We start from the raw sequence: 26286 nt of genomic DNA on the forward strand, positions 1-26286 counted from the left end.
GAAGTCCACCTGGCCGGTGACCGGCCGACGCCGGACAGTAGAGTTCGGGTGCGCCAGCCCCCGAACACCGAGGTATCGTCCGTGACTCCCGAACCCGCCGCCCACCCCGTTCCACCTGCAGTGAGCGTCGTGGGAGTCGGAGCCGACGGGTGGTCGGGCCTGCCTGACACGGCACGCTCGGCACTCGTCGCCGCGCAGGTCCTGATCGGCGGTGAGCGTCAACTGGGCCTGCTCCCGCCGGAGTGCGCGGGACGGCGCGTGGCCTGGCCCTCACCGCTGCGGCCCGCGGTACCCGGCCTGCTCGCCGCGCACGCGGGGAGCAGGATCGCCGTACTGGCCAGCGGCGACCCGATGTTCTACGGCATCGGCCGGGCGCTCACCGAAGTGCTCGGTGCCGACGGGCTGCGCGTCCTGCCGCACCCGTCGTCCGTGTCCTATGCCTGCGCCCGCGTCGGCTGGCCCCTTGAGGACACCGAGGTCATCACTCTGGTCGGGCGGCCCGCGGCCCGGCTGGCCGCGGCCCTGTACGACGGCCGCCGGCTGCTGGTCCTCAGCGCGGACGCCGGCACCCCCGCCGTGGTAGCCGCGCTGCTGTGCGAACACGGTTTCGGACCGAGCCCGCTCCGCGTCCTGGAACAGCTCGGTGGCGAGGACGAGGCAAGTACCGACGGAACCGCGGACTCCTGGGCGCACCCGCCCGGCGATCCGCTGAACGTCATCGCGGTCGAGTGCCGGAGCGCCCCCGGCACCCCGCGCCTCGGCGCCGTCCCCGGCCTGCCCGACGAGGCGTACGAACACGACGGCCAGCTCACCAAGCGCCACATCCGGGCCGCGACCCTCGGCGTGCTCGCACCGGCCCCGGGCGAGCTGCTGTGGGACGTCGGCGGTGGTTCGGGGTCCATCGCGGTCGAGTGGATGCGCGCCCACCCCTCGTGCCGGGCGATCAGCGTGGAGCGCGACGCCGTGCGGGCGGAGCGCATCACACGCAACGCCGAACACCTCGGTGTGCCCGGCCTGCGCGTGGTCACCGGCCGGGCCCCCGGCAGCCTGACCGGACTGCCCGCGCCCGACGCCGTGTTCATCGGTGGCGGGCTGACCGTGCCCGGCCTCCTCGACGCGTGCTGGGACGCGCTGCCGGCCGGCGGCCGTCTGGTCGCCAACACCGTCACGCTGGAGTCCGAGGCGCTGCTCACCGAGCAGTACCGCCGACGCGGCGGTGAGCTGGTCCGTCTCGCCGTCGCGCACGCCGTGCCCGTCGGCGGCTTCACCGGCTGGCGGCAGGCGATGCCGGTCACCCAGTGGTCGGTACGCAAGCCCCCGATCAGCCCGACCGCGGGACTCCCGGTGGAGGCCCGCGCAGAACAATCAGGAGACAACAGATGACCGTGTACTTCATCGGCGCGGGTCCGGGCGCGGCCGACCTCATCACCGTGCGGGGCGCGCGCCTGCTCGCCGCCTGCGGGGTGTGCCTGTACGCGGGCAGCCTGGTGCCCCCCGAACTCCTCGCCGAATGCCCCCCGGAAGCCAGGCTGATCGATACCGCGCAGCTCGACATCGACCGGATCACGGCCGAGCTGACGGACGCGCACCGGGCGGGTCACGACGTGGCGCGGCTGCACTCGGGCGATCCCTCGGTGTTCAGCGCGGTCAACGAGCAGATGCGGCGCCTCGACGAGGCGGGCGTGCCCTACGAAGTGGTCCCTGGCGTACCCGCGTTCGCGGCCGCCGCGGCGGCACTCAAGCGGGAGCTGACCGTGCCCACGGTCGGCCAGACCGTCATCCTCACCCGGGTGGCCAACCGTGCCACGGCGATGCCCGAGGGCGAGGACCTGGCGACACTGGGCCGCAGCGGGGCCCTGATCGTCCTGCACCTCGCCGCCAAGTACGTGGACCGGGTCGTCGAGGAGCTGCTGCCGCACTACGGGGCCGACTGCCCGGCCGCCGTCGTCGCACTCGCCTCCCGTCCCGACGAGCTCATCCTGCGCGGATCGCTCGACGGCATCGCCGAGCAGGTGAAGGCGGCGGGCGTGATCCGTACCGCCGTCATCATGGTCGGCCGCACGCTCGGCGCCGATCAGTTCCGCGACAGTCACCTCTACTCGCCCGGACGCGACCGGCACGTCTGCTGACGCCGCCCGCACCCCGGCGGGCGGCCGGTCAGCGCACGCTGCTGCGCCCGACGACCGTGCCCGCCCGGTCGATGCAGATGACGTCGACGGCGACCGGCGACCCGCGCAGCACGGCCAGCGCCTCGTCCCGCGCGGCCACGGCCACCAGGCCGCCGAGGGGGACACCCCGTGCCTGGCACGCCTGGAGCGCCGCGAGCCCCGTGTTCGCGCCGGCCACCTCGGCGGCCAGAGCCTCGTCCGCGCCGCCCCGCCGGGCCAGTTCGGCCAGGAACGGCTTGTCGACCTGGGAACGGGCCGAGTGCAGGTCGAGGTGGCCGGCGGCGAGCTTCGACAGCTTGGCGAACCCGCCGCAGACGGTGAGCCGTGCCACCGGATGACGGCGTACGTACTTCAGGACGGCGCCCGCGAAGTCGCCCATGTCCAGCAGCGCGATCTCCGGCAGCCCGTACTCCGCCACGACGGTCTTCTCCGAGGTGGAACCCGTGCAGCCCGCCACGTGCGTGTGGCCGGCCGCACGGGCCACGTCCACACCGCGCCGGATCGAGTCGATCCACGCCGAGCAGGAGTACGGCACCACGACGCCGGTCGTGCCCAGGATCGACAGGCCGCCCAGGATGCCCAGCCGCGGATTCCAGGTCGAGCGGGCGATCTCCTCACCGTGGTCGACGCGGACGGTGACCTCGACGTCCCCCGAACCGCGATGTGCCGCGGCGACCCTCGCGAGGTGGTCGCGGATCATCTGGCGGGGCACGGGGTTGATGGCGGGCTCGCCCACGTCGAGCGGCAGGCCGGGCAGGGTGACCGTGCCCACGCCGGGACCGGCCCTGAACACCACTCCCGAGCCCGTCGGCAGCCTTCGGACGGTGACCCGTACGAGAGCGCCGTGAGTGACGTCCGGGTCGTCCCCGGCGTCCTTGACCACCCCCGCCATGGCCCGCCCCCCGGCCAGCTCCTCCACCGCCAGCGCGAACGCCGGGGTCTGGCCCCGGGGCAGGGTGATGGTGACCGGGTCGGGGAAGTCCCCGGTCAGCAGGGCGGTGTACGCGGCCGTGGCCGCCGCGGTCGCACAGGCACCGGTCGTCCAGCCGGACCGCAGACCGGTGTGTTTGAGTTGGGCGCTGCGCCCGCCCTTCGCCTCACCCACGGATGGATCCCATGCACGTACTCGTACTCGGCGGGACCACGGAGGCCCGCCGCATCGCCGAACTCCTGGTGGCCGCCCTGCCGGAGGGAGCCCGGGTGACGAGCTCGCTCGCAGGGCGGGTGGCCAGTCCGAGGCTCCCGCCGGGGGAGGTGCGCGTCGGCGGATTCGGCGGAGCCGACGGCCTTGCCGCGTGGCTGCGCACGCACCAGGTGGACGCGCTCATCGATGCCACCCATCCTTTCGCCGGGACGATCAGTTTCAACGCGGCGGCAGCCGCCGCGACTGCCCATGTTCCTCTGCTGGCCCTGCGCCGGCCCGGCTGGGTGCCCGGCACCGGCGACGACTGGCACCCGGTCGGCTCGCTGGCCGAGGCGGCGCGGACGCTGCCCGCGCTGGGGCGGCGCGTGTTCCTCACCACGGGACGCATGGGGCTGGCCGCCTTCGCGGAACTGGACGGGCTGTGGTTCCTGATGCGCTCGGTGGACGCCCCCGAACCCCCGCGTCCCGCCCGGATGGAGGTGCTGCTCGAACGGGGCCCGTTCAGCCTCGACGGGGAGCGCGAGCTGATCCGCCGGCACCGTATCGACGTCCTCGTCACGAAGGACAGCGGCGGCGCCGCCACCGCCCCCAAGCTCACCGCGGCCCGCGAAGCGGGGATCCCGGTGATCGTGGTGCGCCGCCCACCCGTTCCCGAGGGCGTCGCGGTGGCCTCCACCCCCGGCCTGGCCCTCGCCTGGCTGCGCGAGGGACCCGGGGCTCAGCCCTCCGGGTAGCGGCGCGGCGTCCAGACGATCTGCCGCCCGTCACCACGCCGCACCCAGCGCGTCTGCGAGGACCCGACGATCAGGATCGTGCGCATGTCGACCTCGGCCGGGTCGAGGTCTGCCAGCCGTACCGTGCGTACGCTCTCGGCCGGTCCGCCGACGTCCCGGCCGAGGACCACGGGCGTGTCCGGCGACCGGTGCTCCAGGAGCAGGTCGCGGGCCTTGCCGACCTGCCAGGTCCGGCTGCGGGAGCCGGGGTTGTACAGCGCGAGCACCAGGTCCGCAGAGGCCGCCGCCCGCAGCCGTTCCGCGATGACCTCCCACGGCTTGAGCCGGTCCGAGAGCGAGAGCGTGGCGTAGTCGTGGCCCAGCGGCGCTCCGGCGCGGGCGGCGGCCGCGTTGGCCGCCGTCACACCCGGCAGCACCCGCACCGGCACGTCCGCGTACTCCTCCTGGGACGCCGCCTCCAGGACGGCCGTCGCCATGGCGAAGACCCCTGGGTCACCGCCGGACACCACGGCCACCCGCCGTCCGCGACGGGCCAGGTCCAGGGCGAACTCGGCGCGTTCGGACTCGACCTTGTTGTCCGAGCCGTGCCGCAGCTGCCCGGGGCGGACCGGCACCCGCTCCAGATAGGTGGTGTAGCCGACCACGTCGTCGGCGGCGGCCAGCACCCCGCGGGTCTCCGGCGTGAGCCACAGCGGTCCGGCGGGGCCGGTGCCGACCACGGCGACCTCGCCGCCGCCCGGGGCGCGTTCGGGGCGGGGGGTGCCGATCCGGCTGGGCAGGACCGCGACCGCGAAGTACGGCACCGAGCCGGCGTCGATCCCGGCCAGGTCGCCGGTGCGCTCCCCGGCCATCGTGGCGCGTTCGACGTAGTGGGCCTCGGACAGCCGCCCCGACGCCTCGAAGGCGCGGCGGACGGCGGGGAAGGTGCGGCCCAGCTTCATCACCACCGCGGCGTCGGTGGCGGCGAGCCGGGCGGTGAGCTCGTCCTCCGGCAGGGTGCCGGGCAGGATGGTCAGCACCTCCTCGCCCTCGGCGAGCGGGGTCCCGAGCCGGGCGGCGGCGGCACTGACCGAGGTGACTCCGGGGATCACCTCGGTGGGGTAGCGGTCGGCGAGGCGCTTGTGCATGTGCATGTACGAGCCGTAGAAGAGCGGGTCGCCCTCGGCGAGCACCGCGACCGTGCGCCCCGCGTCGAGGTGCACCGCCAGGCGGGCCGCCGCCTCGGTGTAGAAGTCCTCCATCGCACCCCGGTAGCCGCCCGGGTGGTCCGTGGTCTCCGTCGTGACGGGGTAGACCAGCGCCTCCTCGATGTGGTCGGCGCGGATGTGGGCGGCCGCGATCGACCGGGCGATGGAGCGTCCGTGCCGGGCGCTGTGATAGGCGACGACATCCGCTTCGGCGATCACGGTCACGGCTCGTACGGTCATCAGGGCCGGATCGCCGGGGCCGAGCCCGACCCCGTACAGCCGGCCGTTCCTCTGCTCGCTCACGCTTACTCCTCCTCGCTGGCGATGGCGTTGAGGGCGGCGGCCGCCATGGCGCTGCCGCCGCGCCGGCCGCGCACGATCAGGTGGTCGAGGCCGGACGGATGCGCGGCCAGGGCGTCCTTGGACTCGGCGGCGCCGACGAAACCGACCGGGACCCCGATGACGGCGGCGGGGCGCGGGGCGCCCTCCTCGATGAGTTCGAGCAGCCGGAACAGGGCGGTGGGCGCGTTGCCGACGGCGACGACCGCACCGTCCAGCCGGTCGCGCCACAGCTCCAGGGCGGCCGCGCTGCGGGTGGTGCCGAGTTCCGCCGCGAGAGCGGGCACCGACGGGTCGGACAGGGTGCACACCACCTCGTTGTCCGCGGGCAGCCGCTTGCGGGTGACACCGCTGGCGACCATGGCCACGTCGCACAGGATGGGTGCGCCCGCCCGCAGCGCCGCACGGGCACGGGCCACCGCGTCCGGGCTGAAGGCGAGGTCGCGTACGAGGTCGACCATCCCGCAGGCGTGGATCATCCGGACCGCGACCTGGCTCACATCGGCGGGCAGGCCGGACAGGTCCGCCTCCGCGCGGATCGTGGCGAAGGACTGGCGATAGATGGCCGGTCCGTCCTTCTCGTACTGGTGCACAGTGCTGTCGCTCTCTTCATCGGGCGGGGAAGGGGCCAGGGGGCATCGGGCGTGGAACGTACAGGTGCCGCGGTGTCGCGGTGCGGGGCGGTGTCAGCCGAGGGTGCCCCGTGCCGCCGTCACGGCGGCCGCGAGCGCCGGGGGGTCGGCGGGGACGGTCAGCGGGGAGCCCCGCTCCTCGCCGCGCACCGTGCGGAGCCGGTAGCCGCCCGGGGTGGCGACGACGTCGACCCACTCGCCGCGCGGGTGGCCGCAGCGGCGTTCGCACCCCGACCAGTACACCGGCAGTGCGCCGACGGGGCCCACGGTCGCCGCGGCCTCGGCCCGCACGTCGGCCAGGGACTTGGCGCAGCCGGGACGCCCGATGCAGGCTCCCACGCCGGTCCAGGGGGAGTGGGGCCCGATGATCAGTCCGGCGGCCCCCAGCCGGTCCAGCGCCTCCGCGGCCCGCCCCCGCTCCAGCCCGGGTACGACGACGCCGCGCCACGGGGTCAGTCGCAGTTCGCCGTTCCCGTGCTGCCTCGCGGTGCTGGTCAGCGCCTGCCACTGGCCGGCGCCGATACGCCCCAGGGGCACTCCGGCCGACAGTGCGGCGGTGCCGTGCGGGCCGGTCACGACGCCGGGATCCGGGGGCGCGGGTTTCTGCGGGCGGACGGGGACGGCGGTGCGTTCGGAGCTGATTGCGGCCTGCCGCAGGCGCCGTACGACCTCGTCGAGGAGCGGCTCGCCGTCCCCGGGCAGATCCGTCACCCGCCAGGCACCGGAGCCGGCCGCGGCGTCGAGGAAGGCCTCGGCGGCGATCAGGGCGGCCCGCGGCGCCCGTGCGTCAGGTATCCGTACAGCGCTTTCCGCGGAGCCGACCCGCAGAGTCGCGTACCCGTCGCTCCGCGCCAGCAGGGTCACGTCCCCGCCGAGCGCGTCCACGTCGCCGCGTCCGTCGTCGAGCGCGAACAGGAACCGCCCCGACAGACCGGCCGCCGTGTCACTCGCGCACAGCAGCTCGTCCACCGCGGACAGCCACGGCCGGATGTCCCGCTCTCCCCGGCCGTCGAGCCCGGAGAGCGGGGACGCCACGATGTTGCGGGCGCGCTCGTGGCGCTCGGAGGGCAGCAGCCCCGACTCGGCCATCCCGGAGGCCAGTTCGCCGCCGCAGTCCTGGCCCAGGCCGCGCAGCTGCACATTGCCGCGCGAAGTGAGATGCAACTCACCGTCGCCCAGCCGCTGCGCCAACTCCCCCAGCACGTCGGCCTGCGCCGCGCTCAGCACGCCGCCGGGAATCCGGATGCGGGCCAGCGCCCCGTCGTCCGCCCGGTGCAGCCGCAGCGTCCCGGGGCAGGCGTCGCCACGGGCACGGGGAGAAGCGTCTCCTGTGCGCGCGGGAAGGATGGCAGGTGGGGGCATGGCGGCGAGCATACCGACCATCTCATCAGATCCGTATGAGCCCCAGTTGATAGGCGCCCCTTACTATGCCTAGCGACGGGCCGTCCGGCCCGTCGTCGCCACAGACGGCGACAGGGGAGGAAGCCCGGTGCGATTCCGGCGCGGTCCCGCCACTGTGAACCCGGCCGCAACGGCCGGGTGAGTCAGGAACTCCCTTCCCCGTTCACCCGGCTCCGGCCGGGCAGGGGAGTCCCATTACGACACCGCCCGGGGCGTGGACACCCCGAGGAAGGCCCAGACGCCGCATGATCCTGCTCCTGTCGACGTCCGACACCGACCTGCTCAGCGCCCGCGCCTCCGACGGCCCGGTCGCCTACCGCTACGCGAACCCCTCCCGGCTCCCGCTCCAGGACCTTCCGCAGCTCCTGGACGGAACCGACCTGGTCGTCGTACGTCTTCTCGGTGGCGTCCGCGCCTGGCAGGACGGCCTCGACCACGTCCTCGCCACCGGGCGCCCGGTGGTCGTCCTCACCGGGGAACAGGCCCCCGACGCACAGCTGATGGCCGCCTCCACCGTCCCCATCGGCATCGCCGCCGAGGCCCACGCCTACCTGGCGCACGGCGGGCCCGCCAACCTGGAGCAGCTCGCCCGCTTTCTGTCCGACACCGTGCTGCTCACCGGCCACGGCTTCGAACCGCCCGCCCCCGCGCCCTCCTGGGGCCCGCTGGAGCGCACGCCCCGCGCGGCGGACGGCCCCACGATCGCGGTGCTCTACTACCGCGCCCACCACATGAGCGGCAACACCGCGTTCATCGAGACCCTGTGCCGTGCCGTCGAGGACGCGGGCGCCCGCGCCCTGCCGCTGTTCGTCGCCTCACTGCGCACGCCCGAGACCGAGCTCATCGACGCGCTGCGGGGCGCCGACGCGATCGTGACCACCGTGCTCGCGGCGGGCGGCACCCGGCCCGCCGAGGCGTCGGCCGGCGGTGACGACGAGTCCTGGGACGCCGGGGCCCTCACCGGCCTCGACGTACCCATCCTCCAGGCGCTCTGCCTCACCAGTTCGCGGACCGACTGGGAGGGCAACGACGAGGGCGTCTCACCGCTGGACGCCGCGAGCCAGATCGCGGTCCCCGAGTTCGACGGCCGCCTGATCACCGTCCCGTTCTCGTTCAAGGAGATCGACGAGGACGGCCTCCCGGCGTACGTCGCCGACTCCGAGCGCGCCGCCCGGGTCGCCGGTATCGCCGTACGCCACGCACGGCTTCGCCACATCCCGAACGCCGAGAAGCGCCTCGCGCTCGTGCTGTCCGCCTATCCGACCAAGCACTCCCGGATCGGCAACGCGGTCGGACTCGACACCCCCGCGAGCGCCGTCGCCCTGCTGCGCCGGCTCCGCACCGAGGGATACGACTTCGGTGACGAGGAGGTGCCGGGCCTCGCCTCCGGCGACGGCGACGAGCTGATCTACGCGCTGATCGAGGCGGGCGGCCACGACCAGGAGTGGCTCACGGAGGAGCAGCTGGCCCGCAACCCGGTCCGTATCCCGGCGGCCGACTACCGCCGCTGGTACGCGACGCTGCCGGCCGAACTCCGCGAGGCCGTCGAGGAGCACTGGGGCCCGGCCCCGGGCGAGATGTTCCTGGACCGCTCGCGCAACCCCGAGGGCGACATCGTCCTGGCCGCCCTGCGCCGGGGCAATCTGCTCATCCTCATCCAGCCGCCGCGCGGCTTCGGCGAGAACCCGATCGCCATCTACCACGACCCCGACCTGCCGCCCTCGCACCACTACCTGGCGGCCTACCGCTGGATCGCCGCCTCCGCCGACGACAACGGCTTCGGCGCCGACGCGATGATCCACCTCGGCAAGCACGGCAACCTGGAATGGCTGCCCGGAAAGAACGCCGGCCTGTCCGCCGCGTGCGGCCCCGACGCGGCTCTCGGCGATCTCCCCCTCGTCTACCCGTTCCTGGTCAACGACCCGGGCGAGGGGACCCAGGCCAAACGCCGTGTCCACGCCACCCTGGTGGACCACCTCGTACCGCCGATGGCCCGCGCCGAGAGCTACGGCGACATCGCCCGGCTGGAGCAACTCCTCGACGAGCACGCCCAGATCGCGGCGATGGACCCGGCGAAGCTCCCGGCGATCAGGGCCCAGATCTGGACCCTGATCCAGGCCGCGAAGCTCGACCACGACCTGGGGCTCGAAGACCGCCCCGGGGACGAGGGCTTCGACGAGTTCATCATGCATCTCGACGGCTGGCTCTGTGAGATCAAGGACGCGCAGATCCGCGACGGCCTGCACGTCCTGGGCGGCGCGCCCGGCGGCGCCGCCCGCGTCAACCTCGTCCTGGCGATCCTGCGCGCCCGCCAGATCTGGGGTGGAACCACGTCCCTGCCCGGCCTGCGCGAGGCACTCGGCCTCGACGAGTCGGCGGCCACCCGCACCACCGCAGACCAGGTCGAGGAGCAGGCACGCGCCCTGGTCCAGGCGATGGAGGACGCGCACTGGGCGCCGGACGCCGTTGCCGAGGTCGCCGCCGGGCATCCGCGGTCCGTCGCGGACATCCTCGAATTCGCCGCCAACGAGGTCGTACCGCGGCTGGCGGCCACCACCGATGAACTCGACCACACCGTGCACGCGTTGAACGGCGGCTTCGTCCCCGCCGGCCCCTCGGGATCCCCGCTCCGGGGCCTGGTCAACGTCCTGCCGACCGGCCGCAACTTCTACTCCGTCGACCCCAAGGCAGTGCCCTCCCGCCTGGCCTGGGAGACCGGACAGGCACTGGCCGACTCCCTCCTGGACCGCTACCGCGCCGACAACGGCGACTGGCCCACCTCGGTCGGCCTGTCCCTGTGGGGCACGAGCGCGATGCGTACCGCCGGCGACGATGTCGCGGAGGCCTTCGCCCTGCTGGGCGTCCGCCCGGTCTGGGACGACGCCTCGCGCCGCGTCACGGGCCTGGAGGCGATTGAGGCGGCCGAACTCGGCCGCCCGCGCATCGACGTCACCCTCCGCATCAGCGGCTTCTTCCGCGACGCGTTCCCGCACACCATCGGGCTCCTCGACGACGCGGTCCGCCTCGCGGCCTCGCTGGAGGAACCCGACGAGCAGAACTACGTACGCGCCCACACCCAGGCGGACCTGGCCGCCCACGGCGACGAACGCCGTGCCACCACCCGTATCTTCGGCTCCCGGCCCGGTACGTACGGCGCCGGCCTGCTCCAGCTCATCGACTCCCGCGACTGGCGCACGGACGCCGACCTCGCGGAGGTCTACACCGTCTGGGGCGGCTACGCGTACGGACGCGAACTCGACGGGCGCCCGGCCCGCGAGGAGATGGAGACGGCGTACAAGCGCATCGAGGTCGCGGCCAAGAACACCGACACCCGCGAACACGACATCGCCGACTCCGACGACTACTTCCAGTACCACGGCGGCATGGTCGCCACGGTGCGCGCGCTCAAGGGCACTGCCCCGGAGGCGTACATCGGTGACTCCACGCGGCCGGAGACCGTCCGGACCCGCACCCTGCTCGAGGAGACCTCGCGCGTCTTCCGCGCCCGGGTCGTCAACCCCAAGTGGATCGAGGCGATGCGCCGCCACGGTTACAAGGGCGCCTTCGAACTGGCCGCCACCGTCGACTACCTCTTCGGCTACGACGCCACGACAGGTGTGGTCGCGGACTGGATGTACGACAAGCTCACCGAGACGTACGTGCTGGACCCGGACAACCGCGAGTTCCTCCAGCGGGCCAACCCCTGGGCCCTCCACGGCATCGCGGAACGCCTCCTGGAGGCCGAGTCCCGCGGCATGTGGGAGAAGCCCGATCCGGCGGTACTCGCCGCGCTGCGGCAGGTCTACCTGGAGACGGAAGGCGACTTGGAGGGCGAGGACTGAACCACCGGCCGCCAGGCCGTCGAACGTCAGAAGGGCCCCACCGCTGCTCGGGTGGGGCCCTTCCCCTCGTCCGGGGACGGGCCGGCTGATTCGGCTTCGAACTCCGTTGTCAGTGGCTCCCCATAGAGTTCAGACATCACTCGGGGAGCCTTCGGAGAAGGAGCAGAATAGTGTCCGCCAACAAGATCCAGCACAAGGTGAATCACGTCGCGCTGGTAGTGGACTGTTCGGGTTCCATGCGCCCGCACCAGGAACAGCTCATTCGTGTGGTCGACGAGTTCGTGGCGGGCCTGAAGGCCGAGTCGGACAGCCTCGGTCATGAGACCCGGATCAGTCTCTATTCCTTTGACCACAGGGTGGAGAACCTGGTCTGGGACATGGATGTGAAGCATTTGCCGTCCATGCGGGGGCTGTACCGGGTAAACAACGGTGCGACGGCGCTCATAGAGGCTTCGTTGAAATCCCTGGACGATCTGGGCCATATCTGGGAGGAGTACGGCGAGCACAGCTTCCTTCAGATCGTGGTGACGGACGGCGAGGAGAACGCCTCCGGCGGCGACCGGCGGCACGACGGCGACATGTCGATCCTCGGCCCCTGGCTCGACAGGATCGCGGGGAAGATGGGCGGGCTCCCGGGCCACTGGACGTCCGCGATCCTCGTTCCGAACTCCCTGGCGAAGCGCACCGCCCAGAACTACGGTTTCCCGGCCGGGAACATCGCCATCTGGGACGCGGACTCCCAGGAGGGTGTCGAGGAGGCGATCGGCACCGTGCGCGCCGCCGCCACCAGCTTCCTGCGGGGCCGCGAGCAGGGTGTGCGCGGAACGAAGAATCTGTTCGCCGTCGGCCAGGACATATCGGTTGATGAGGTGCGGGCCAGTCTCGAACCCATTCCGGCCCACAGGTACCGGCTTCTGAAGGTCGACAAGGAGGTCGAGATCCGTCCCTTCGTCGACTCGCATCCGGGTGTGACGTACGAACGAGGTTCGTGTTACTACCAATTGGGCACCCGGGCTCAGGTTCAGCCGAACAAGGAAGTCATCGTGGTCGAGAAGGACACCGATCGCGCGTATACGGGAGACGCGGCGCGCAGTCTTCTGTTCGGTACGGGCATTCAGGGAACCGTCTCGGTGAAGGCGGGGAACAATCCCAAGCTGGAGGTGTATGTGCAGAGCCGTTCGGTGAACAGGAAACTCAAGCCGCAGACACGGCTGCTCATCATGCTCTGATTCGCCGGACAGGACCTGGTTCACGTGGTGCCTCCGGGGCACGTCGCTCCGTCGCAGGGGCGGCCCCGGCTCCGAGAAATACCCCAGGGGGTATCACTGTTACAGTGAAGTGAAGATACCCCCCGGGGTACATCACTATGGAGGGAGCCGGCCGTGTTCTTCGTGGACACCCTGGAGACCGAGGGCCTGGGCAACCGCAGCTATCTCGCCGGCGGGACCGCGACGGCGGTGGTCGTCGACCCGCCGCGCGATGTGGAGCGAGTCATGGCGGCGGCGGCCGGGCGCGGAGTGCGGATCGGGTACGTGGTGGAGACGCACATACACAACGACTACGTCACCGGTGGCCTGGAGCTGTCCCGGCTGACCGGCGCACGGTATCTGGTGCCCGCGTCGGCCAGGGTCTCCTTCGACCGGGTCCCGGTCGCCGACGGCGACAGCGTCGCCGTCGACACCGGCCTGAGCCTGCGGGCCCTGGCCACTCCCGGTCACACCCCGCACCACACGGCCTACGTGCTCGTCGAGGACGGGCGGGAGGTGGCCGCGTTCACCGGCGGGTCGCTGCTGACCGGCGCGGTGGGCCGTCCCGACCTGGTCGAACCGCGGCTGACCGAGCAGCTGGCCCGCTCCCAGCACGCCTCCGCGCACCGGCTGGCCGACGAGCTCCCGGACGACGTGCGGGTGCTGCCCACCCATGGCTTCGGGAGCTTCTGCTCCGCCTCCCGGGCCGAGGGCGATGCCACCACCATCGGCGAGGAGCGGGCCGGCAACGACGCCCTGACCCAGGACGTCGACACCTTCGTGGCGCGGATGCTCGCCGGGCTGGAGGACGTGCCCGCGTACTACGCGCACATGGGCCCGATCAACGCGGACGGCCCCGCGCCGATGGACCTGACCCCGCCCGGGACCGCCGGCGGCGAGGAGATCGCGCAGCGCCTGGCCGCCGGGGAATGGGTCGTCGACCTGCGCAGCCGTACCGCGTTCGCGCGGGGGCATGTGGCCGGCACGTTCAACTTCGAGGCCGAGGGCAGCCTCGCCATGTATCTGGCCTGGCTGATCCCGTGGGGCAAGCCCGTGACCCTGCTCGCCGCATCCGCCGGACAGCTCGCCGAGGCCCAGCGGGAGCTGGTCCGGGTCGGCATCGAGCGGCCGGCCGCCGCCGCCACGGGGGAGCCGTCCTCCTGGCTGCGGGCGGGCGAGGACGTGCGTTCCTTCCCCCGCGCAGGCTTCGCCGCCCTGAAGCAGGCGCTCGGCCGCGGCGACGACGTGGTGGTGCTGGATGTGCGCCGTGACTCCGAGCGCGCCGGCGAGTACGTGCGGGGATCGGTGCACATACCCGTTCACGAACTGCACGGGCGCACCGGCGAGGTTCCGGCCGGAGTGGTGTGGGTGCACTGCGCCGGCGGGATGCGCGCCGCGATCGCCGCGTCCCTGCTCGACGCCGAAGGCCGTGACGTGGTCGCCGTCGACGACGGATTCGACGCCGCCCGGAGCGCCGGCCTGACCGTCGCCTCCTCCGGAGGCAGGGGCGGTTCGGCGGCGTGAGCGCGCTGATCCTGGCCCTGCTCGCCGGGGCCGTGGTCGGTCTGGCGCTCGGTGCGCTCGGGGGAGGCGGCAGCGTCCTGGCCGTCCCGGCACTGATCTATCTGCTCGGCTTCACCCCGGCCGCGGCCACCACCGCGAGCCTGTTCATCGTCACGGCCACCTCCGCGACCGCCCTGTACGCCCGCGCTCGCGCCGGGCACGTCCGCTGGAAAGCGGGAGCGGCCTTCGCCGCCGCCGGTATCGTCCCCGCCGCGCTCACCGGACTGGTGGCGTCCCGCCTCCCGCAGCCGGTGCTCACCGCGGCCTTCGCGGCGGTCGCCGCCCTCGCGGCCCTGATGATGCTGCGCCCCGCCCCGCCGGCCGACGGGCACGCGCAGGCGGTGCGCCCGCTCAGGGCCGGGGGCGCCGGGGCGGGGCTTGGCGCGGTGACGGGACTGCTCGGAGTGGGCGGTGGGTTCCTCGCGGTTCCCGCACTGGTCACCGTCCTGGCCTTCGAGATGCAGGCTGCCGTGGGTACCAGCCTGCTGGTGATCACGGTCAACTCGCTGGCGTCCCTGGTCACCCGCTCCGGCGGCGCCGCGGGACTGGACTGGGCGGTGACGGCGCCGTTCACGGGCGCCGCGATCCTGGGCGCCTGGGACGGAAAGCGGCTGGCGGAGAAGGTGTCCGGGCGCGGGCTGCGGCGGCTGTTCGCCGCCGTGCTCCTCGCGGTCGCCGGGTTCATGCTCGCCGACGCCCTGACCTGACCGCCGTTGTCGGGCCGGATCGTCAGGTCAGGTCGTCGGGCCATGTCATCAGGCCATGTCATCAGGCCGGATCGTCAGGCCAGGGAGAGGAACAGCTTCTCCAGGCGGGCCCGCATCTGGTCCCGGTCCCCGGCCGCCTGCCCGCCATCGGCCATGCAGTGCTGCAGGCCCGTCGCGATGATCGCGAACCCGGCCCGGTCAAGGGCGCGGGAGACCGCCGCCAGCTGCGTGATCACGTCCTCGCAGTCCCGGCCCTCCTCGATCATCTTGATGATCCCGGCGATCTGACCCTGGGCCCGCTTCAGCCGGTTGAGCACCGACTTCAGCTCATCGGCCGCCATCTCCAGCTCCACGCTTCCTCCTCCACTCATACCCCTAGGGGTATCCTACCGTGTTCGGGGCACCCGGCCCCGGCCCGCACAGAAAGGGAACACCGCACATGACCGCCCCCATCCCCGTCCTCCCCGTCCAGGCAGCGGCCCGGCTCGGCCACTACACCGTCATCGACGTCCGCACCCCCGGCGAATACGCCTCCGGCCACGTTCCCGGCGCCCACAACATCCCCCTGGGCGACGTGCGTAGCGCGCTGCCCGAGCTGCGGGCCGCCGCTGCCAGCGGCGGCGACCTGCTGATGGTCTGCGCCTCCGGCAACCGCTCCGCCACCGCGTGCGGCGAACTCGCCGCCGCGGGCATACCCGCGGCCGATCTCGTCGGCGGAACCACCGCCTGGGCGGAACAGGGCCACGCCCTCGACCGGCCCACGGACGCCTCCCGCGTCTGGGGCATGGAACGCCAGGTCCGCCTCGCCGCCGGGTCCCTCGTCGTCCTGGGCCTCGCCGTCGGCGCCCGCTACCGCCCCGCCCGAGTGCTCTCCGCCGCCATCGGCGGTGGCCTGGTCTTCTCCGCCCTCACCAACACCTGCGGCATGGCCGCCGTCCTCGCCAGGCTGCCGCACAACCGTCCCCGCCCCGCCGGCCTCGACGCCACCCTCACCGCGCTGGGGCGGCGGTAGCCGCGGATCCGTCGCAGCCGCCCGGCGCCGCCCCCCCCGTTACGCGAGAACGAACCGGCTCGCGCGGCGGGGGCGCCGGCCCCGGGCGTTCGGCGCCGACGAGAGCGGCGTCAGGCGCTCGTCGGCCGCAGCCGCACGGGCAGAGACTGGTGTCCGTTGCTGATGAGCGAGGCCAGCGGCTTCAGATCGGCCACGGGCACGGCGAGTTCGAGGTCGGGGAAGCGCTCGAACAGCAGCCGCAGCGCCGAGGCGATCTCCAGTCGGGCGAGGGGCGCCCCGAGGCAGAAGTGCACGCCGTGCCCGAAGGCGAGGTGCTCCGAGGACGGCCGCGTGACGTCGAAGCGGTCAGCGGATTCACCGTGCCAGTCGGGGTGACGGTTGGCCGCGGCGTAGGAGGCGAGAATCGCCTCGCCGGCCCGGATCGTCTGTCCGTCGGGCAGGGGCAGGTCCTTGAGCGCGTAGCGCAGCGGGAGGTGCTTGACGGCGGGTTCGTGCCGCAGGGTCTCCTCGACGACATCGCTCCAGTCGGCGCGGCCGGCGCGGACGTGGGCGAGCTGCTCGGGGTCGGCGAGCAGGGCCGTGATGCCGTGATCGATCCCGTTGACCGTCGTCTCGTAACCGGCGCTGATCATCAGCAGGAGCGTGTCGCGCAGTTCGTCGTCGGACAGCGCGCTGCCGTCGCCCTCTGTGTCCCGGGCGGCGATGAGGAGGGAGGTCATGTCGTCGCCCGGCCCGGCGCGCTTGGTGTCGATCAGCTCGTCGAGCAGCTTGTACAGGGAGGCCGTGTTCGCGGCGGCCTCGTCGGCGTCGAGCGCGGTGGAGAAGACCCCGTCGACCAGGCTGCGGAAGCCCTCGCGCCGGTCGTCGGGAACGCCCATGAGCCGGCCGATCACGGCGATCGGCAGCGGATAGGCGAGCTCCTCGCGCAGATCGACGCTCTCCCCGGCCGGCCGGGAGCCGATGGTGTCGAGGAGGGCGGTGACGATCGCCTCTATGGAGGATTCCATGGTCTGGACGCGGCGTGCGGTGAACGCCGGCGCGACCAGGCGCCTGAGCCGCCGGTGGTCACCGCCGTAGGCGGTGAACATGTTGTTCACCGCGATCCACAGGGCCAGGGGCCAGGTGGAGACGGTGTCGGCGAAGGCCGGCCAGTGAGCTCGCGCGTCCTTGGAGACCTGCGCGTCCGTCAGGAGTTCCTTGAGGAGGACGGGGTCGGTGACGGACCACGCGGTGACACCGAGGATGTCGACGCGGGCGGCCGGCCCGCGGGAGCGCAGGGCCTCGTGCTCGGCGTGGTGGTCCGCCGCGACGGGGTCCAGGACGAGTATCGGGTGTTCGGGCACGGGGGCTCCTCAGCGAGTGGCGGGGAAAACGACGGGGAGGGATTCCAGGGCACGGTGGAAGGGGCCGGGCCGCCAGCGCACTTCGTCGGCGGGGACCGCGAGGTCCATCTCCGGGAAGGCGTCCGCGAGGTAGCTGATGGCGGTCTCGGCGATGAGGTAGGCGTGGGAGCGGGCCGGGCAGGTGTGCGGGCCGGTGCTCCAGGACAGATGGGCCCGGTTGCCGATGAAGGCTTCCGGCGGGAGCCCGCCGGTGAGCGCGGGGTCGTTGTTGCAGGCGGCCATGGAGATGACGACCGGCTGGTGGGCCGGGAGCAGGGTGCCGTCGACGTCCGAGTCGTAACGCGGATAGCTGATGCAGTAGTTCGCCATCGGCGGGTCCGTGTACAGGACGGTGTCGAGGGCGTCGCGGATCGTGGACTCGGCGGAGTGCAGCGTGGCGGAGAACTCGTCGTCGGTGAGGATCTTCCACCAGGTGTTGACGATGAGGTTGGTCATCGGTTCGATGCCGGCGCCGTAGAGGGTGACGATCTGATGGCCCATCTCCTCGTCGTCCAGCCCCGCGGGGTGGGCCATCAGGCGGGAGGTCACGTCGTTTGCCGGGTGGCTCCTGCGCAGGCCCACGAGGTCGGCGATGGCCGCGGTGACGATCTCGTTGCCGCGGGCGGCGTCGGTGGTCTCGAAGATGCGCGACATGCCGTCGGCGATCCGGGCGCCGATCTCGTCGGGGCATCCCAGCAGCGTGCTCAGGACACGGAAGGCGATCGGGAAGGCGTACTGCGTGGCGAGATCGGCACGGCCGGTGGAGCCGAAGCCGCTGACGGCGTCGGCGGCGACCTTCTCCACCAGGGCACGCAGCTCGTGCTGGTCGATCGCGTCGAGGCCGGCGGTGTTGGCGGAACGGTAGCGGGAGTGCTCGGTGCCGCCGCTGCGCAGGGCGTTGGGCCGCCACTCCATCATCGGCCGCACCGGGCACGACGTCGGCACCTGCTGCTCCCACACCCGGGGGTCGGCGGGGAAGCGCAGCGGATCGTTGAGGATGCTGCGCGCCTGCGAGTAGCCGATCACCAGAGTGGCGGGGATACCGGGAGACAGGTCGACGGGCACGAAGGCGCCGAACGTGCGGCGCATCCGCTCGTATGCGGCGTGCGGGTCGTCGGCGAACTCGGGTCCGTACAGGGGGAACCGGGCCTGCCCGGACAGTGGCCGGGTGCTGGTGGGATTCATCGCAGGGGCTCCAGTGGCTCCATGGGTGCGGCTGGGGGCGCGGCCGGGCGGTGCTCCACGAGGTGGTCCATCAGTGCGACGAGGGCGTGGAGCGAGGAGCCGCGGTCGCGGGCGTCGCAGGTGATGAGGGGGGTGACGGCGTCCAGGGCGAGGGCCTGGCGGACTTCGTCCAGGTCGTAGGCGGGGGCGCCGGGGAAGGTGTTGATCGCGACGGCGTACGGGATGCCCTGCGTCTCCAGCAGTCCCAGGGCGCCGTGGCAGGCGTCGAGGTCGCGGGTGTCGGCCAGGACCAGGCACCCGAGTGCCCCTTCGGCCAGGTCCTCCCAGAGCAGCTGGAAGCGCTCCTGCCCAGGCAGCCCGAACAGGTAGAGGACCAGATGACCGCGGGCCAGATGGATGCGGCCGAAGTCCATGCCCACGGTCGTCGTGGTCTTCGCCGGCGTCCCGCGCAGGTCGTCGACTTCCGTGCTGTCGACGGTGATGGGCTCCTCCATGCGCAGCGGAGTCACCTCGGACACACTGCCGATGAAGGTCGTCTTGCCCACGCCGAAACCTCCGGCGACCACGATCTTGGCGGACTCGGTCACCGTGGCCGGCACATAGGTGACGTTCGGGTCAGACCAGGTCTCGTAGGCCATCGCGCACCCTTCGCAGGAGGTCGGATTCGGGTCGGTCGCAGACCGCGGCGACCGGACTGGTCAGATGGCCGCTGTCCATCAGGGTGGAGACGAGGATGCGCACCGTGGAGGGCGGCATCTGAAGTGCGGCGGCGATGTCCGCGACGGCGAGACCGCCGTGCCCGCCGGCGAACAGGCCCATCAGCCCCCGGGCATCGGGGCCGAGCGCGCCCGTCGGGCCGGTCGCGGCGATGACCACGCTTTCCAGGCGTACGTCCTGGCGCGGACGGACCCGTCCGGCGGTGCGGACGTACGGCCTGACCAGATCCGCGTCACGCCGCGGCCCGCTCATGCCGGGAAGCCGCCGTCCGCCTGCGCCGGGACGCGTTCCGCGGTGCTCAGCTGCCGGCCCACCTGCACCGCGAGCTGCGCCATCTCGCGGCTGATCAGACCCACGTCCGCGTGCGGGCCGGTGGTGCAGACGGACAGCATCGTGTTGTCCCCGGCAGCCGTCGTCAGGCCGATGTTGGCGATGCATTCGATCATCTGCTGACGGACACCGCCCCCGCCGGTGAAGTCGTCCCACGCCTTTCCCGCGGCACGCATGGCGGCGGTCAGCGCGGCGAACTTCTCGCCCTCCTCCTGGCTCATGGTTCTCGTGCGCGCCTTCAGCAGGCCGTCGCTGCTCATGAGCACGGCGAAGCGGACGCCCTCGATCTCACCGAGCTGCTCGTCCAGCAGCCAGCCCAGGGAGTTGCTGGTGGTCGACATGGTCAACGTCCTTCGGTCTCAGGGGGAGTGCCCGGCGTGTCGCGGACGCTGCGGGAACCGTTCAGCCAGGCGGTCGCCACCTCGGGCCGGCCGGGCTCCACGGGTTCCGCGGCGGCGGAGTGACGCCGGGCGGGCGGCGCGGACCGCCGGCGGACCGTGAGCCCGCTCACCGTGGTGCCGGAGTCCGCAGGCGCGGGTTCGGCAACGGCGGCGGGTTCGGCAGCAGCGGCCGGTTCGGCGAGCGGGGCCGCTTCGGCGACAGGGGCCGGCGCGGCGACGGGGGCGTGAGCCGGCCGGCGGTGGGCGGCTGGTGCGGTCGCCGGGACGGCCGGCTGCGGGGCGGGGGGCCTGGTGAGGAGCTTCTGCGGCAGGACGATGAAGGCGCGCGTCCCGCCGTAGACGTTGGGGGCCGTCACCTCGACGCGGTATCCGTAGGCGGCGGCGAGGACACCGGCCACGCGCAGGCCGGTCTGCGGGTAGGCGCCCAGTTTCGTGATGTCGTCCCGCTCCGCACCGGACATCACCCGGCGGGCCCACTCCAGCCGTTCGTCCTCCATGCGCAGCCCGGCATCGTCCACGATCAGGAAGACCGCGTCGTTGCCGTGCTCCAGGGAGACGTGCACCCGGGTGTTCGGCGCCGAATAACGCAGAGCGTTGTCCAGCAGGATCGCCAGCGTGTGGATCACCGCCTCCACCGCCCGGCTCTCCACCGCGAAGGTGTTCATGTCCGCGTGCTGCACCCGCTGGAAGCCCTCGACCCGGCCCATCGCGGAGCGCACGATCTCACCGAGCGCGGTCACCGGATGGCGCCGCGAGAGCTTGTCGCCGGCCAGCACCGCGTACCCGCTGGCGGTCAGCAGCATCTGCTGCGTCAGGTGGTCGATCTCGACCAGGGTCTCGTACGCGTCGTCCGAGACGTGCTGACGTACTCCCGAACTGACCTTGGTGCCCAGCTTCGACGCCCGGTGGACGGTGCCGGCGGCGAACGACCTCACCGCCGCCCGTGCCACGTCCACGGCCTCCTTGCGCACCTGGGCGACCTGCTCGCCGTTCTCGCGGCGGGCCTGTTCCAGCCTCTCCTCGGCCGTTCTCCCGGCCACCGCGAGGGCGAGGGAGAACTGTCCGGCCAGCGCTCCGACGGCCTCGGCGACCGGAACGCCCGCCAGCTGCGGCGGAACCGCCACATCGACACCGCGCGCCTCAGCCGTCCCGGCCCCGCCGGCAGGGACCGGAACGGCGGTGGTCGCCAGGTGCCGCACGAAGTACTCGGTCATCTGCATCTGCCGAGTGAGGTGCTCGGCGTGCTCGTGCAGGTGGCCGGCCCGCTGTTCCGCCCGGCGTGCCGAGCTCCGGAATCGGACCGCCGGCACCGAGCCGACCACCACCAGCACCGCGAGGACCAGCGTCAGCGCGAGCATCGGACCCCCGTGAACGTGAGGGAGACGGCTGCCCGGTCTGAGCGTGAGGAACAGCCGGCCGGGACGTGCACCCTGGGCTGAATGCCGCCGGTCGGGGCGTGCTGCTCGATACGCGGGAGATGGCGTTTCATGAGGTCCGTACTCCGTAGTGCCGGGATGTCCGGGTCTGTGGGCCGGGCCGCCGGGACGGCCCGGGGGTGGCATGGGCGGGCGCGCGGCTCGGCCGTCCGCACGGTGGGCGTGGGCGGCTGCCGAGGACCTGCGGGACCGGCGCGAGGCCAGCGGTCCCGGCTCTCACACGGGACGAACAGATCTGATCCGTACGGTGTGTTCGGCATCCGGAACGGTTGCGCCGAGGCCGCCCACGGGCATCGGACCGGCCGGCGTACGGCAGGCGGCAGGGCGAGCGTTCGGGAACCCACAGCGACGATCCGCTGCGCGGTTGCTCGGAGTGTGGCCCATCGCGGAAGTCCTCGGTGTGGAGACAATTCGACACCAGGCAACTCGGAACGGGTTCGAAGTGCCCTGTGCTTCTACCGAGTTGGAGTATGGCCCTGGATCTCTCCCGGTGTAACGCTCGCAGCGCAAGTGTCCGCATGGCCGTTGCGCGGGCCGACGCGGCGGCAGCGCGATCCTGGTGCCGCACTGTAACTTCCTTGAGGCTGCTACGCGCCGGCGGGGAGATCCGGGGCGGCACGCGTCCAAGGGGGTAGTGCCATGACGGAAAGGCTTACGGTGCCTGCCGGGGCCGCGGAGCCGCCCGGAGGGACGGGGCCGATCACGCGGCGGCGGCAGCTCGGTGTCCGGCTGTTCGCCCTGCGCGACACGTGTGGTCTGTCGGCCGAGGAAGCCGGTCAGCGCGCCGGGGTGTCGAAGGCGACCGTCAGCCGGTACGAGCGGGCCAAGGGGAACGTGCGGTGGAACCAGGTCGACCAGCTCTGCCGCGCGTACGGTGCCTCGGACGAGGAGCGCCGGGCCCTGGTCGAACTGGCGAAGAACAGCAGGGACACCGAAGTCTGGTGGACCCCGTTCGCCGGGAAGCTACCCGGCCGGATGCGGATGCTGCTCGCCCTGGAGAACGAGGCGTCGCGCATCAGGCACCACACCGTGGGCGTCGTACCGGGGCTGCTCCAGACCCTGAGCTACGCGCAGGAGATCAAGGCCACCCCGGGAAACACCTTTCCGCCACAGGACTTGCAGGACTGCCTGAGGGTGCGCATGCTGCGCCAGCGGATCCTGGACCGCGCGGCCCCGCCCGTCTACCACGTCATCCTGGACGAGGCGGTGGTCCGGCGCAGGGTCGGGAGCGGTGAGGTCATGGCCGCCCAGCTCGACCATCTGCTCGCCCGGGGGCAGGAGCCGAGCATCAGCATCCAGGTGCTGCCGTTCTCGGCGGGGGCGTACAGCGCCGCCCTCAGTACCTTCATCGTCTTCGGCGGCCCCGACCCCTCCCTGGACGTCGTCTTTCTGGAGAATCAGGTCGGCTCGTCGTTCCTGGAGGAGCCCCCGGCCCTGAAGCAGTACACCGAGGCCATGGACTTCCTGCGCCAGGAGGCGCTGGACGCGACCGCCTCGGCCGAACTGATCGCCGAGGCGAGCAGGACGCACCTGCGCAGCCGGAAGTGACGAGGGATACCCGTGGCCCGACAGTTCCAGCCAGATTTCTTCAAGAGCAGCTACAGCGCCCACGCCAACGGCGAGTGCGTGGAGTGCGCCCGGTGGCAGCACACTCTCCTCGTGCGCGACTCGAAGACGGCCGATGGCGCCGTCCTCGCCTTCACGCACCCGGCCTGGGGCCGGTTCACCGCATCCCTGCGCAGCAGCGGCGGGACCCGGTCCCGCCGACCCGGTCCGCGGTCCGGCGGCCCCGCCGATGCGCGTGATCCTGCCTGAAACAGCCTGTCCCGACGCCTGGTTACGGTATCCAGTCCGAGTAGGACATGGCCGGGGCAGGGGAAAGCCGCATCGGCCGATGGTGATGCAGACAGTCCACAGCCGCGACAGCTGTCCGCGTCAAGGCGCCGATGGAAGAGGAAATGCCGCAGAAGCCGAAGCCCCTGGATGACACCAAGTCCGCACGCGCCTGGTGGGGCAAGGAACTCCGCAACTGGCGGAACGCCAGAGGGCTCTCCTCGAAGCGGCTGGGGGCGAAAGTGCACCTCAGTGGCACGATGATCGAGCGCATCGAGAAGGATGAGCGCCTGTGCGGCGCCGAGCTGGCCGGCCGGCTCGACGACGCCCTGGAGGCCGGTGGAGCGCTGCGACGGCTGTGGCGCCTGGTCGAGAAGGAAGCCGCCGGGCAGTGCGCCGATGCGGACAGTTCCGCTCCGGTACGCCCGCAGGCCGGGAGTGTCGCGCGGGACGACGGGTTACTCGACGGATCTCCGCCCGGCCTCGCCGGTCTGGAGCAGGCCGCACCGCCCACGGTCGTCCGCCCCGAGGACATCGCCCAGGTGCTCGCCGCCGCCGCGACCATCGCCGAGTGGGACAACCTCTACGGGGGCGGCGGCATCGTCCGCAGCTCCCTGTACGGCCAACTGTCCTGGGCCCGGGGCCTTCTCGCCGCCGAGTACCCCTCCTGCCTGGAAGCGGATCTCTTCGCCGCGGTCGGGCGCCTGTCCATCGTGATGGGGGCGAGTGCGTTCGACGCGTACGAACATGAGGACGCGACGCGGCTCCTGCGGTTCGGCCGGCTGTGTGCCGAACGGGCCGATGACTGGCACCTGAGGGCGGCTGCCCTCAACTGGCTCGCCCGGCAGTCCATTTGGTGCGGCACCCCGGACGACGGACTCACGCACGCGGAGAACGGGCTGGTGCGCGCGGACCGCCTCACGCCCCGCGAACAGGCCATGCTCCACAACGCCCGCGCCAGGGCGTGGGCGAGGATGGGCCGTACCGGGGAGGCGCTGGCCGCCATCGGCCGGTCCGACGAGGTCTTCGGTCTGGCCCAGGAGGGCGAGGACGCCGTCTGGATGAGCTATTACGACCATGCGCAGCATCACGGCGACACCGGGCACGCGGCTTTTGACCTGGCGCTGCTGTCCGGGCAGTCACCTGCCGTGGCATCGGCCAGACTCACGAAAGCGATGGACGGGTACACCGACGCCTACGTGCGCTCGCGCGCACTCTCCGGCACGAAACTCGCCACGCTGATCATGGCGACCGGTGACCCCGAGGAGGCCCTGACGGTGGCTCACCGGGCCCTGGACGCGGTGGGCCGCCTGCGCTCGAACCGGGCCGTCGAGGACGTGATGACCCTGTCCAGGGAGTGCGGGCGGTACGCCGACGACGCGGAAGTCATCGCGCTGCGGGAACGGATCGTGTCCGCCGTCCGCTTGTGACGGCCCCGCGCCTCCATGTGCGCCGCTCACCGGCCACAAGCCCCTCGATAGGATTCCGTCGGTGCCCTGACCTACGTCAAAAGGCACAACGAGCCTCAGTGCCCGTGGACTTCCGGCCGGTCACGCCGACGCGGCAGCGCCCCGAACGGCGACCGGAACACCAAGTGAGTGGAGAACCAGTCATGCGTGGAGGCAGCATCGCCGTGGTCGGCGGCAGCATAGCGGGGTGCGCCGCGGCCCTGGCCGCGTCGCGCGGCGGAGCCGGCAGCATCACCGTCTTCGAGCGTGCCGACGCGGAACTCCGGGACAGGGGAGTGGGAATCGCCCTCCAGAGCGACCGCTACGACGAGCTCAAGGACGCCGGCTACGTGGCCCCCGAGATGCCCTGGGCGCCGCTGACCCGGCGGGTGTGGAGCGTGCGCGAGGGCGACGCGGAGCAGGGCCGGGCCGTCGGTGAGCAGCCGTTCCCCTTCCGCGCCTACAACTGGGGTTCCCTGTGGAGCGAGTTGCGTCGCCGGGTGCCCGAGGACGTCACCTACCGCTCCGGCGCCGTGGTCAGCGCCGTGGAGCCGGACAGCGAAGGTGTGACGCTGCGTCTGGCCGACGGCTACGAGGAGCACTTCGACATCGTTATCGGTGCCGACGGGTACCGCTCCGTCGTCCGCGAGGCCATGTTCCCGGGAGTCGAGGCGGAGTACGCCGGATACATCGGCTGGCGCGGCACCTCGGCGGACGTCGAAGGCCTCCCCCTGGACGGTCTGTCCGCGCACAACATCGTCTTTCCCGGCGGCCACTGCATGATCTACCGCATCCCGGACGGCTCCGGCGGGCACCGGCTCAACTGGGTGCTCTACACCGCGCCCCCGCAGACCGACGCCCTCCAGCCCGACCTGCGGACCCCGACCTCGCTGCCGCCGGGCCGTCTGAACGCCGAGCTCACGGCCCGTCTGCGCACCCTGGTGGCCGACAACTTCCCGCCGTACTGGGCGTCCAGGGTGCTCCGCACGCCCGCCGAGACCACCTTCATCCAGCCGATCTACGACCTTGAGGTGCCGCACTACACCTCCGGGCGGATGGTGCTCGTCGGCGACGCGGCGAGTGTCGCCCGGCCGCACATCGGCGGCGGCAGCGTGAAGGCGCTCCAGGACGCCACCGCCCTTGAGGCCGCCTGGGTGGCCGGGGACAGCTGGAAGGAGGTCCTGGAACGGTACGACACCGGCCGTGGCGCCGTCGGGGCGGCCATGGTCGCGCTCGCCCGCAGGATGGGCAGTGCGCAGGTCGAGAACACACCGGACTGGTCCGCCATGGAGCAGCCGGGGTTCGACGCGTGGTGGCAGGACCAGAACAGCGGCTCCGACCGGCGCAGCGGCTTCGGCGGCCACAGCCTGAAGACCCGCTAAGGGCTGTCCCGCCAGAAATTGCGGGACAGCCCTTAGGGCCTGTATTGGGTTGTCCCGCGGCGTCGCGGGGCTGGGCACGCCCGCTCGCAGCGTTGCCGAAACGCCCTGGTAGCTCCGCTACAAGGGCGCTCCGGCGCCTTGCGATCGCACGCACCCAGCCCCGCTCCTTCTTCCGCGTGACAACCCAATACAGGCC

Annotated in this window: 23 protein-coding genes and 1 riboswitch; of the genes, 12 read left to right on the forward strand and 11 right to left on the reverse strand. The window is 72.5% G+C overall.

Going from position 1 to position 26286, the window contains the following annotated elements; all coding sequences use genetic code 11:
• Positions 1 to 120: 120 nt before the first annotated feature.
• A complete protein-coding gene (gene cbiE, locus AB0I52_RS28935; protein WP_363077574.1) occupies positions 121 to 1383 on the forward strand; it encodes a precorrin-6y C5,15-methyltransferase (decarboxylating) subunit CbiE in 1263 nt (420 codons plus the stop codon).
• On the forward strand, positions 1380 to 2129 hold the full coding sequence (gene cobM, locus AB0I52_RS28940; protein ID WP_363077534.1) for a precorrin-4 C(11)-methyltransferase: 750 nt from the start codon (positions 1380 to 1382) through the stop codon (positions 2127 to 2129). The genes cbiE and cobM overlap by 4 nt, the downstream gene beginning before the upstream one ends.
• A gap of 28 nt (positions 2130 to 2157) precedes the next feature.
• Here the strand turns inward: cobM and AB0I52_RS28945 are convergent, their stop codons facing one another.
• Positions 2158 to 3273: a cobalt-precorrin-5B (C(1))-methyltransferase gene (locus AB0I52_RS28945; protein ID WP_363077536.1), complete on the reverse strand. Its 1116-nt coding sequence runs from the start codon at positions 3271 to 3273 to the stop codon at positions 2158 to 2160.
• An 11-nt stretch (positions 3274 to 3284) separates the two neighbouring features.
• Here AB0I52_RS28945 and AB0I52_RS28950 point away from each other — a divergent pair, with 11 nt between their 5' ends.
• Positions 3285 to 4046, forward strand: a complete 762-nt coding sequence (locus tag AB0I52_RS28950) for a cobalt-precorrin-6A reductase (RefSeq protein ID WP_363077538.1) — start codon at positions 3285 to 3287, stop codon at positions 4044 to 4046.
• Here the strand turns inward: AB0I52_RS28950 and AB0I52_RS28955 are convergent.
• From AB0I52_RS28955 to cobG, 3 genes are all read right to left on the reverse strand, one after another.
• Positions 4031 to 5536 (reverse strand): precorrin-2 C(20)-methyltransferase, encoded by a 1506-nt coding sequence (locus AB0I52_RS28955; protein WP_363077540.1) that lies wholly within the window; start codon positions 5534 to 5536, stop codon positions 4031 to 4033. The two genes, AB0I52_RS28950 and AB0I52_RS28955, sit on opposite strands and share 16 nt — an antisense overlap.
• A 2-nt stretch (positions 5537 to 5538) precedes the next feature.
• Complete coding sequence (locus tag AB0I52_RS28960) at positions 5539 to 6165, reverse strand: precorrin-8X methylmutase (RefSeq protein WP_363077542.1); 627 nt, start codon at positions 6163 to 6165, stop codon at positions 5539 to 5541.
• 93 nt (positions 6166 to 6258) lie between these two features.
• Positions 6259 to 7578 (reverse strand): precorrin-3B synthase, encoded by a 1320-nt coding sequence (gene cobG, locus AB0I52_RS28965; protein WP_363077576.1) that lies wholly within the window; start codon positions 7576 to 7578, stop codon positions 6259 to 6261.
• 104 nt (positions 7579 to 7682) lie between these two features.
• Positions 7683 to 7758, forward strand: a riboswitch (cobalamin riboswitch).
• Positions 7759 to 7850: 92 nt separating this feature from the next.
• On the opposite strand from cobG, the gene cobN reads away from it, so the two are divergent.
• The 4 genes from cobN (at position 7851) to AB0I52_RS28985 (ending at position 14964) form a co-directional block, all read left to right on the forward strand.
• The gene (gene cobN / locus AB0I52_RS28970) at positions 7851 to 11447 is read left to right on the forward strand and encodes a cobaltochelatase subunit CobN (protein WP_363077544.1); all 3597 of its coding nucleotides are present in this window, start codon (positions 7851 to 7853) and stop codon (positions 11445 to 11447) included.
• Between the two features lie 170 nt (positions 11448 to 11617).
• Positions 11618 to 12676: a vWA domain-containing protein gene (locus AB0I52_RS28975; RefSeq protein ID WP_363077546.1), complete on the forward strand. Its 1059-nt coding sequence runs from the start codon at positions 11618 to 11620 to the stop codon at positions 12674 to 12676.
• A 153-nt stretch (positions 12677 to 12829) separates the two neighbouring features.
• Positions 12830 to 14218, forward strand: a complete 1389-nt coding sequence (locus AB0I52_RS28980; protein ID WP_363077548.1) for an MBL fold metallo-hydrolase — start codon at positions 12830 to 12832, stop codon at positions 14216 to 14218.
• A complete protein-coding gene (locus tag AB0I52_RS28985) occupies positions 14215 to 14964 on the forward strand; it encodes a sulfite exporter TauE/SafE family protein (RefSeq protein ID WP_363077550.1) in 750 nt (249 codons plus the stop codon). Before AB0I52_RS28980 ends, AB0I52_RS28985 begins: the two co-directional genes overlap by 4 nt.
• 74 nt (positions 14965 to 15038) lie before the next feature.
• Here the strand turns inward: AB0I52_RS28985 and AB0I52_RS28990 are convergent, their stop codons facing one another.
• Complete coding sequence (locus tag AB0I52_RS28990; protein ID WP_362960364.1) at positions 15039 to 15317, reverse strand: metal-sensitive transcriptional regulator; 279 nt, start codon at positions 15315 to 15317, stop codon at positions 15039 to 15041.
• Between the two features lie 86 nt (positions 15318 to 15403).
• On the opposite strand from AB0I52_RS28990, the gene AB0I52_RS28995 reads away from it, so the two are divergent.
• Positions 15404 to 15976: a rhodanese-like domain-containing protein gene (locus tag AB0I52_RS28995; protein ID WP_363077552.1), complete on the forward strand. Its 573-nt coding sequence runs from the start codon at positions 15404 to 15406 to the stop codon at positions 15974 to 15976.
• A 110-nt stretch (positions 15977 to 16086) separates the two neighbouring features.
• Here the strand turns inward: AB0I52_RS28995 and AB0I52_RS29000 are convergent, their stop codons facing one another.
• The 6 genes from AB0I52_RS29000 to AB0I52_RS29025 are packed head-to-tail and all read right to left on the reverse strand — an operon-like array spanning position 16087 to position 21349.
• On the reverse strand, positions 16087 to 17319 hold the full coding sequence (locus AB0I52_RS29000) for a cytochrome P450 (protein ID WP_363077554.1): 1233 nt from the start codon (positions 17317 to 17319) through the stop codon (positions 16087 to 16089).
• A 9-nt stretch (positions 17320 to 17328) separates the two neighbouring features.
• A complete protein-coding gene (locus AB0I52_RS29005) occupies positions 17329 to 18543 on the reverse strand; it encodes a cytochrome P450 (protein WP_363077556.1) in 1215 nt (404 codons plus the stop codon).
• Positions 18540 to 19181 carry an ATP/GTP-binding protein gene (locus AB0I52_RS29010; protein ID WP_363077558.1) on the reverse strand — a complete coding sequence of 214 codons (642 nt, stop codon included), beginning with the start codon at positions 19179 to 19181 and terminating at the stop codon, positions 18540 to 18542. Before AB0I52_RS29010 ends, AB0I52_RS29005 begins: the two co-directional genes overlap by 4 nt.
• Complete coding sequence (locus AB0I52_RS29015) at positions 19159 to 19512, reverse strand: DUF742 domain-containing protein (protein ID WP_363077560.1); 354 nt, start codon at positions 19510 to 19512, stop codon at positions 19159 to 19161. The genes AB0I52_RS29010 and AB0I52_RS29015 overlap by 23 nt, the downstream gene beginning before the upstream one ends.
• On the reverse strand, positions 19509 to 19931 hold the full coding sequence (locus tag AB0I52_RS29020) for a roadblock/LC7 domain-containing protein (RefSeq protein ID WP_363077562.1): 423 nt from the start codon (positions 19929 to 19931) through the stop codon (positions 19509 to 19511). Before AB0I52_RS29020 ends, AB0I52_RS29015 begins: the two co-directional genes overlap by 4 nt.
• A gap of 2 nt (positions 19932 to 19933) precedes the next feature.
• Positions 19934 to 21349 (reverse strand): ATP-binding protein, encoded by a 1416-nt coding sequence (locus tag AB0I52_RS29025; RefSeq protein ID WP_363077564.1) that lies wholly within the window; start codon positions 21347 to 21349, stop codon positions 19934 to 19936.
• Between the two features lie 717 nt (positions 21350 to 22066).
• Between AB0I52_RS29025 and AB0I52_RS29030 the strand changes: the two genes are divergently transcribed.
• From AB0I52_RS29030 to AB0I52_RS29045, 4 genes are all read left to right on the forward strand, one after another.
• Positions 22067 to 22975, forward strand: coding sequence for a helix-turn-helix transcriptional regulator (locus AB0I52_RS29030; RefSeq protein WP_363077566.1), 909 nt, complete (start codon positions 22067 to 22069; stop codon positions 22973 to 22975).
• A 12-nt stretch (positions 22976 to 22987) separates the two neighbouring features.
• Positions 22988 to 23242, forward strand: coding sequence for a DUF397 domain-containing protein (locus AB0I52_RS29035; RefSeq protein WP_363077568.1), 255 nt, complete (start codon positions 22988 to 22990; stop codon positions 23240 to 23242).
• Between the two features lie 143 nt (positions 23243 to 23385).
• Positions 23386 to 24690, forward strand: a complete 1305-nt coding sequence (locus tag AB0I52_RS29040) for a helix-turn-helix transcriptional regulator (protein WP_363077570.1) — start codon at positions 23386 to 23388, stop codon at positions 24688 to 24690.
• A 182-nt stretch (positions 24691 to 24872) separates the two neighbouring features.
• On the forward strand, positions 24873 to 26090 hold the full coding sequence (locus AB0I52_RS29045; protein ID WP_363077572.1) for an FAD-dependent monooxygenase: 1218 nt from the start codon (positions 24873 to 24875) through the stop codon (positions 26088 to 26090).
• The last annotated feature ends 196 nt before the right edge of the window (positions 26091 to 26286 follow it).

Source organism: Streptomyces sp. NPDC050423, assembly GCF_040655445.1.
Lineage (GTDB): Bacteria > Actinomycetota > Actinomycetes > Streptomycetales > Streptomycetaceae > Streptomyces.

Bases quoted from the DNA above. Each gene is read 5' to 3' on its own strand.
- AB0I52_RS29040 (WP_363077570.1), top strand. From the start codon at position 23,386: ATGCCGCAGAAGCCGAAGCCCCTGGATGACACCAAGTCCGCACGCGCC.
- AB0I52_RS29045 (WP_363077572.1), top strand. From the start codon at position 24,873: ATGCGTGGAGGCAGCATCGCCGTGGTCGGCGGCAGCATAGCGGGGTGC.
- AB0I52_RS29015 (WP_363077560.1), bottom strand. From the start codon at position 19,512: ATGAGCGGGCCGCGGCGTGACGCGGATCTGGTCAGGCCGTACGTCCGC.
- cobN (WP_363077544.1), top strand. From the start codon at position 7,851: ATGATCCTGCTCCTGTCGACGTCCGACACCGACCTGCTCAGCGCCCGC.
- AB0I52_RS28950 (WP_363077538.1), top strand. From the start codon at position 3,285: ATGCACGTACTCGTACTCGGCGGGACCACGGAGGCCCGCCGCATCGCC.
- AB0I52_RS29020 (WP_363077562.1), bottom strand. From the start codon at position 19,931: ATGTCGACCACCAGCAACTCCCTGGGCTGGCTGCTGGACGAGCAGCTC.
- AB0I52_RS29010 (WP_363077558.1), bottom strand. From the start codon at position 19,181: ATGGCCTACGAGACCTGGTCTGACCCGAACGTCACCTATGTGCCGGCC.
- cobM (WP_363077534.1), top strand. From the start codon at position 1,380: ATGACCGTGTACTTCATCGGCGCGGGTCCGGGCGCGGCCGACCTCATC.
- cobG (WP_363077576.1), bottom strand. From the start codon at position 7,578: ATGCTCGCCGCCATGCCCCCACCTGCCATCCTTCCCGCGCGCACAGGA.
- AB0I52_RS29005 (WP_363077556.1), bottom strand. From the start codon at position 18,543: ATGAATCCCACCAGCACCCGGCCACTGTCCGGGCAGGCCCGGTTCCCC.
- AB0I52_RS29030 (WP_363077566.1), top strand. From the start codon at position 22,067: ATGACGGAAAGGCTTACGGTGCCTGCCGGGGCCGCGGAGCCGCCCGGA.
- AB0I52_RS28995 (WP_363077552.1), top strand. From the start codon at position 15,404: ATGACCGCCCCCATCCCCGTCCTCCCCGTCCAGGCAGCGGCCCGGCTC.
- AB0I52_RS29025 (WP_363077564.1), bottom strand. From the start codon at position 21,349: ATGCTCGCGCTGACGCTGGTCCTCGCGGTGCTGGTGGTGGTCGGCTCG.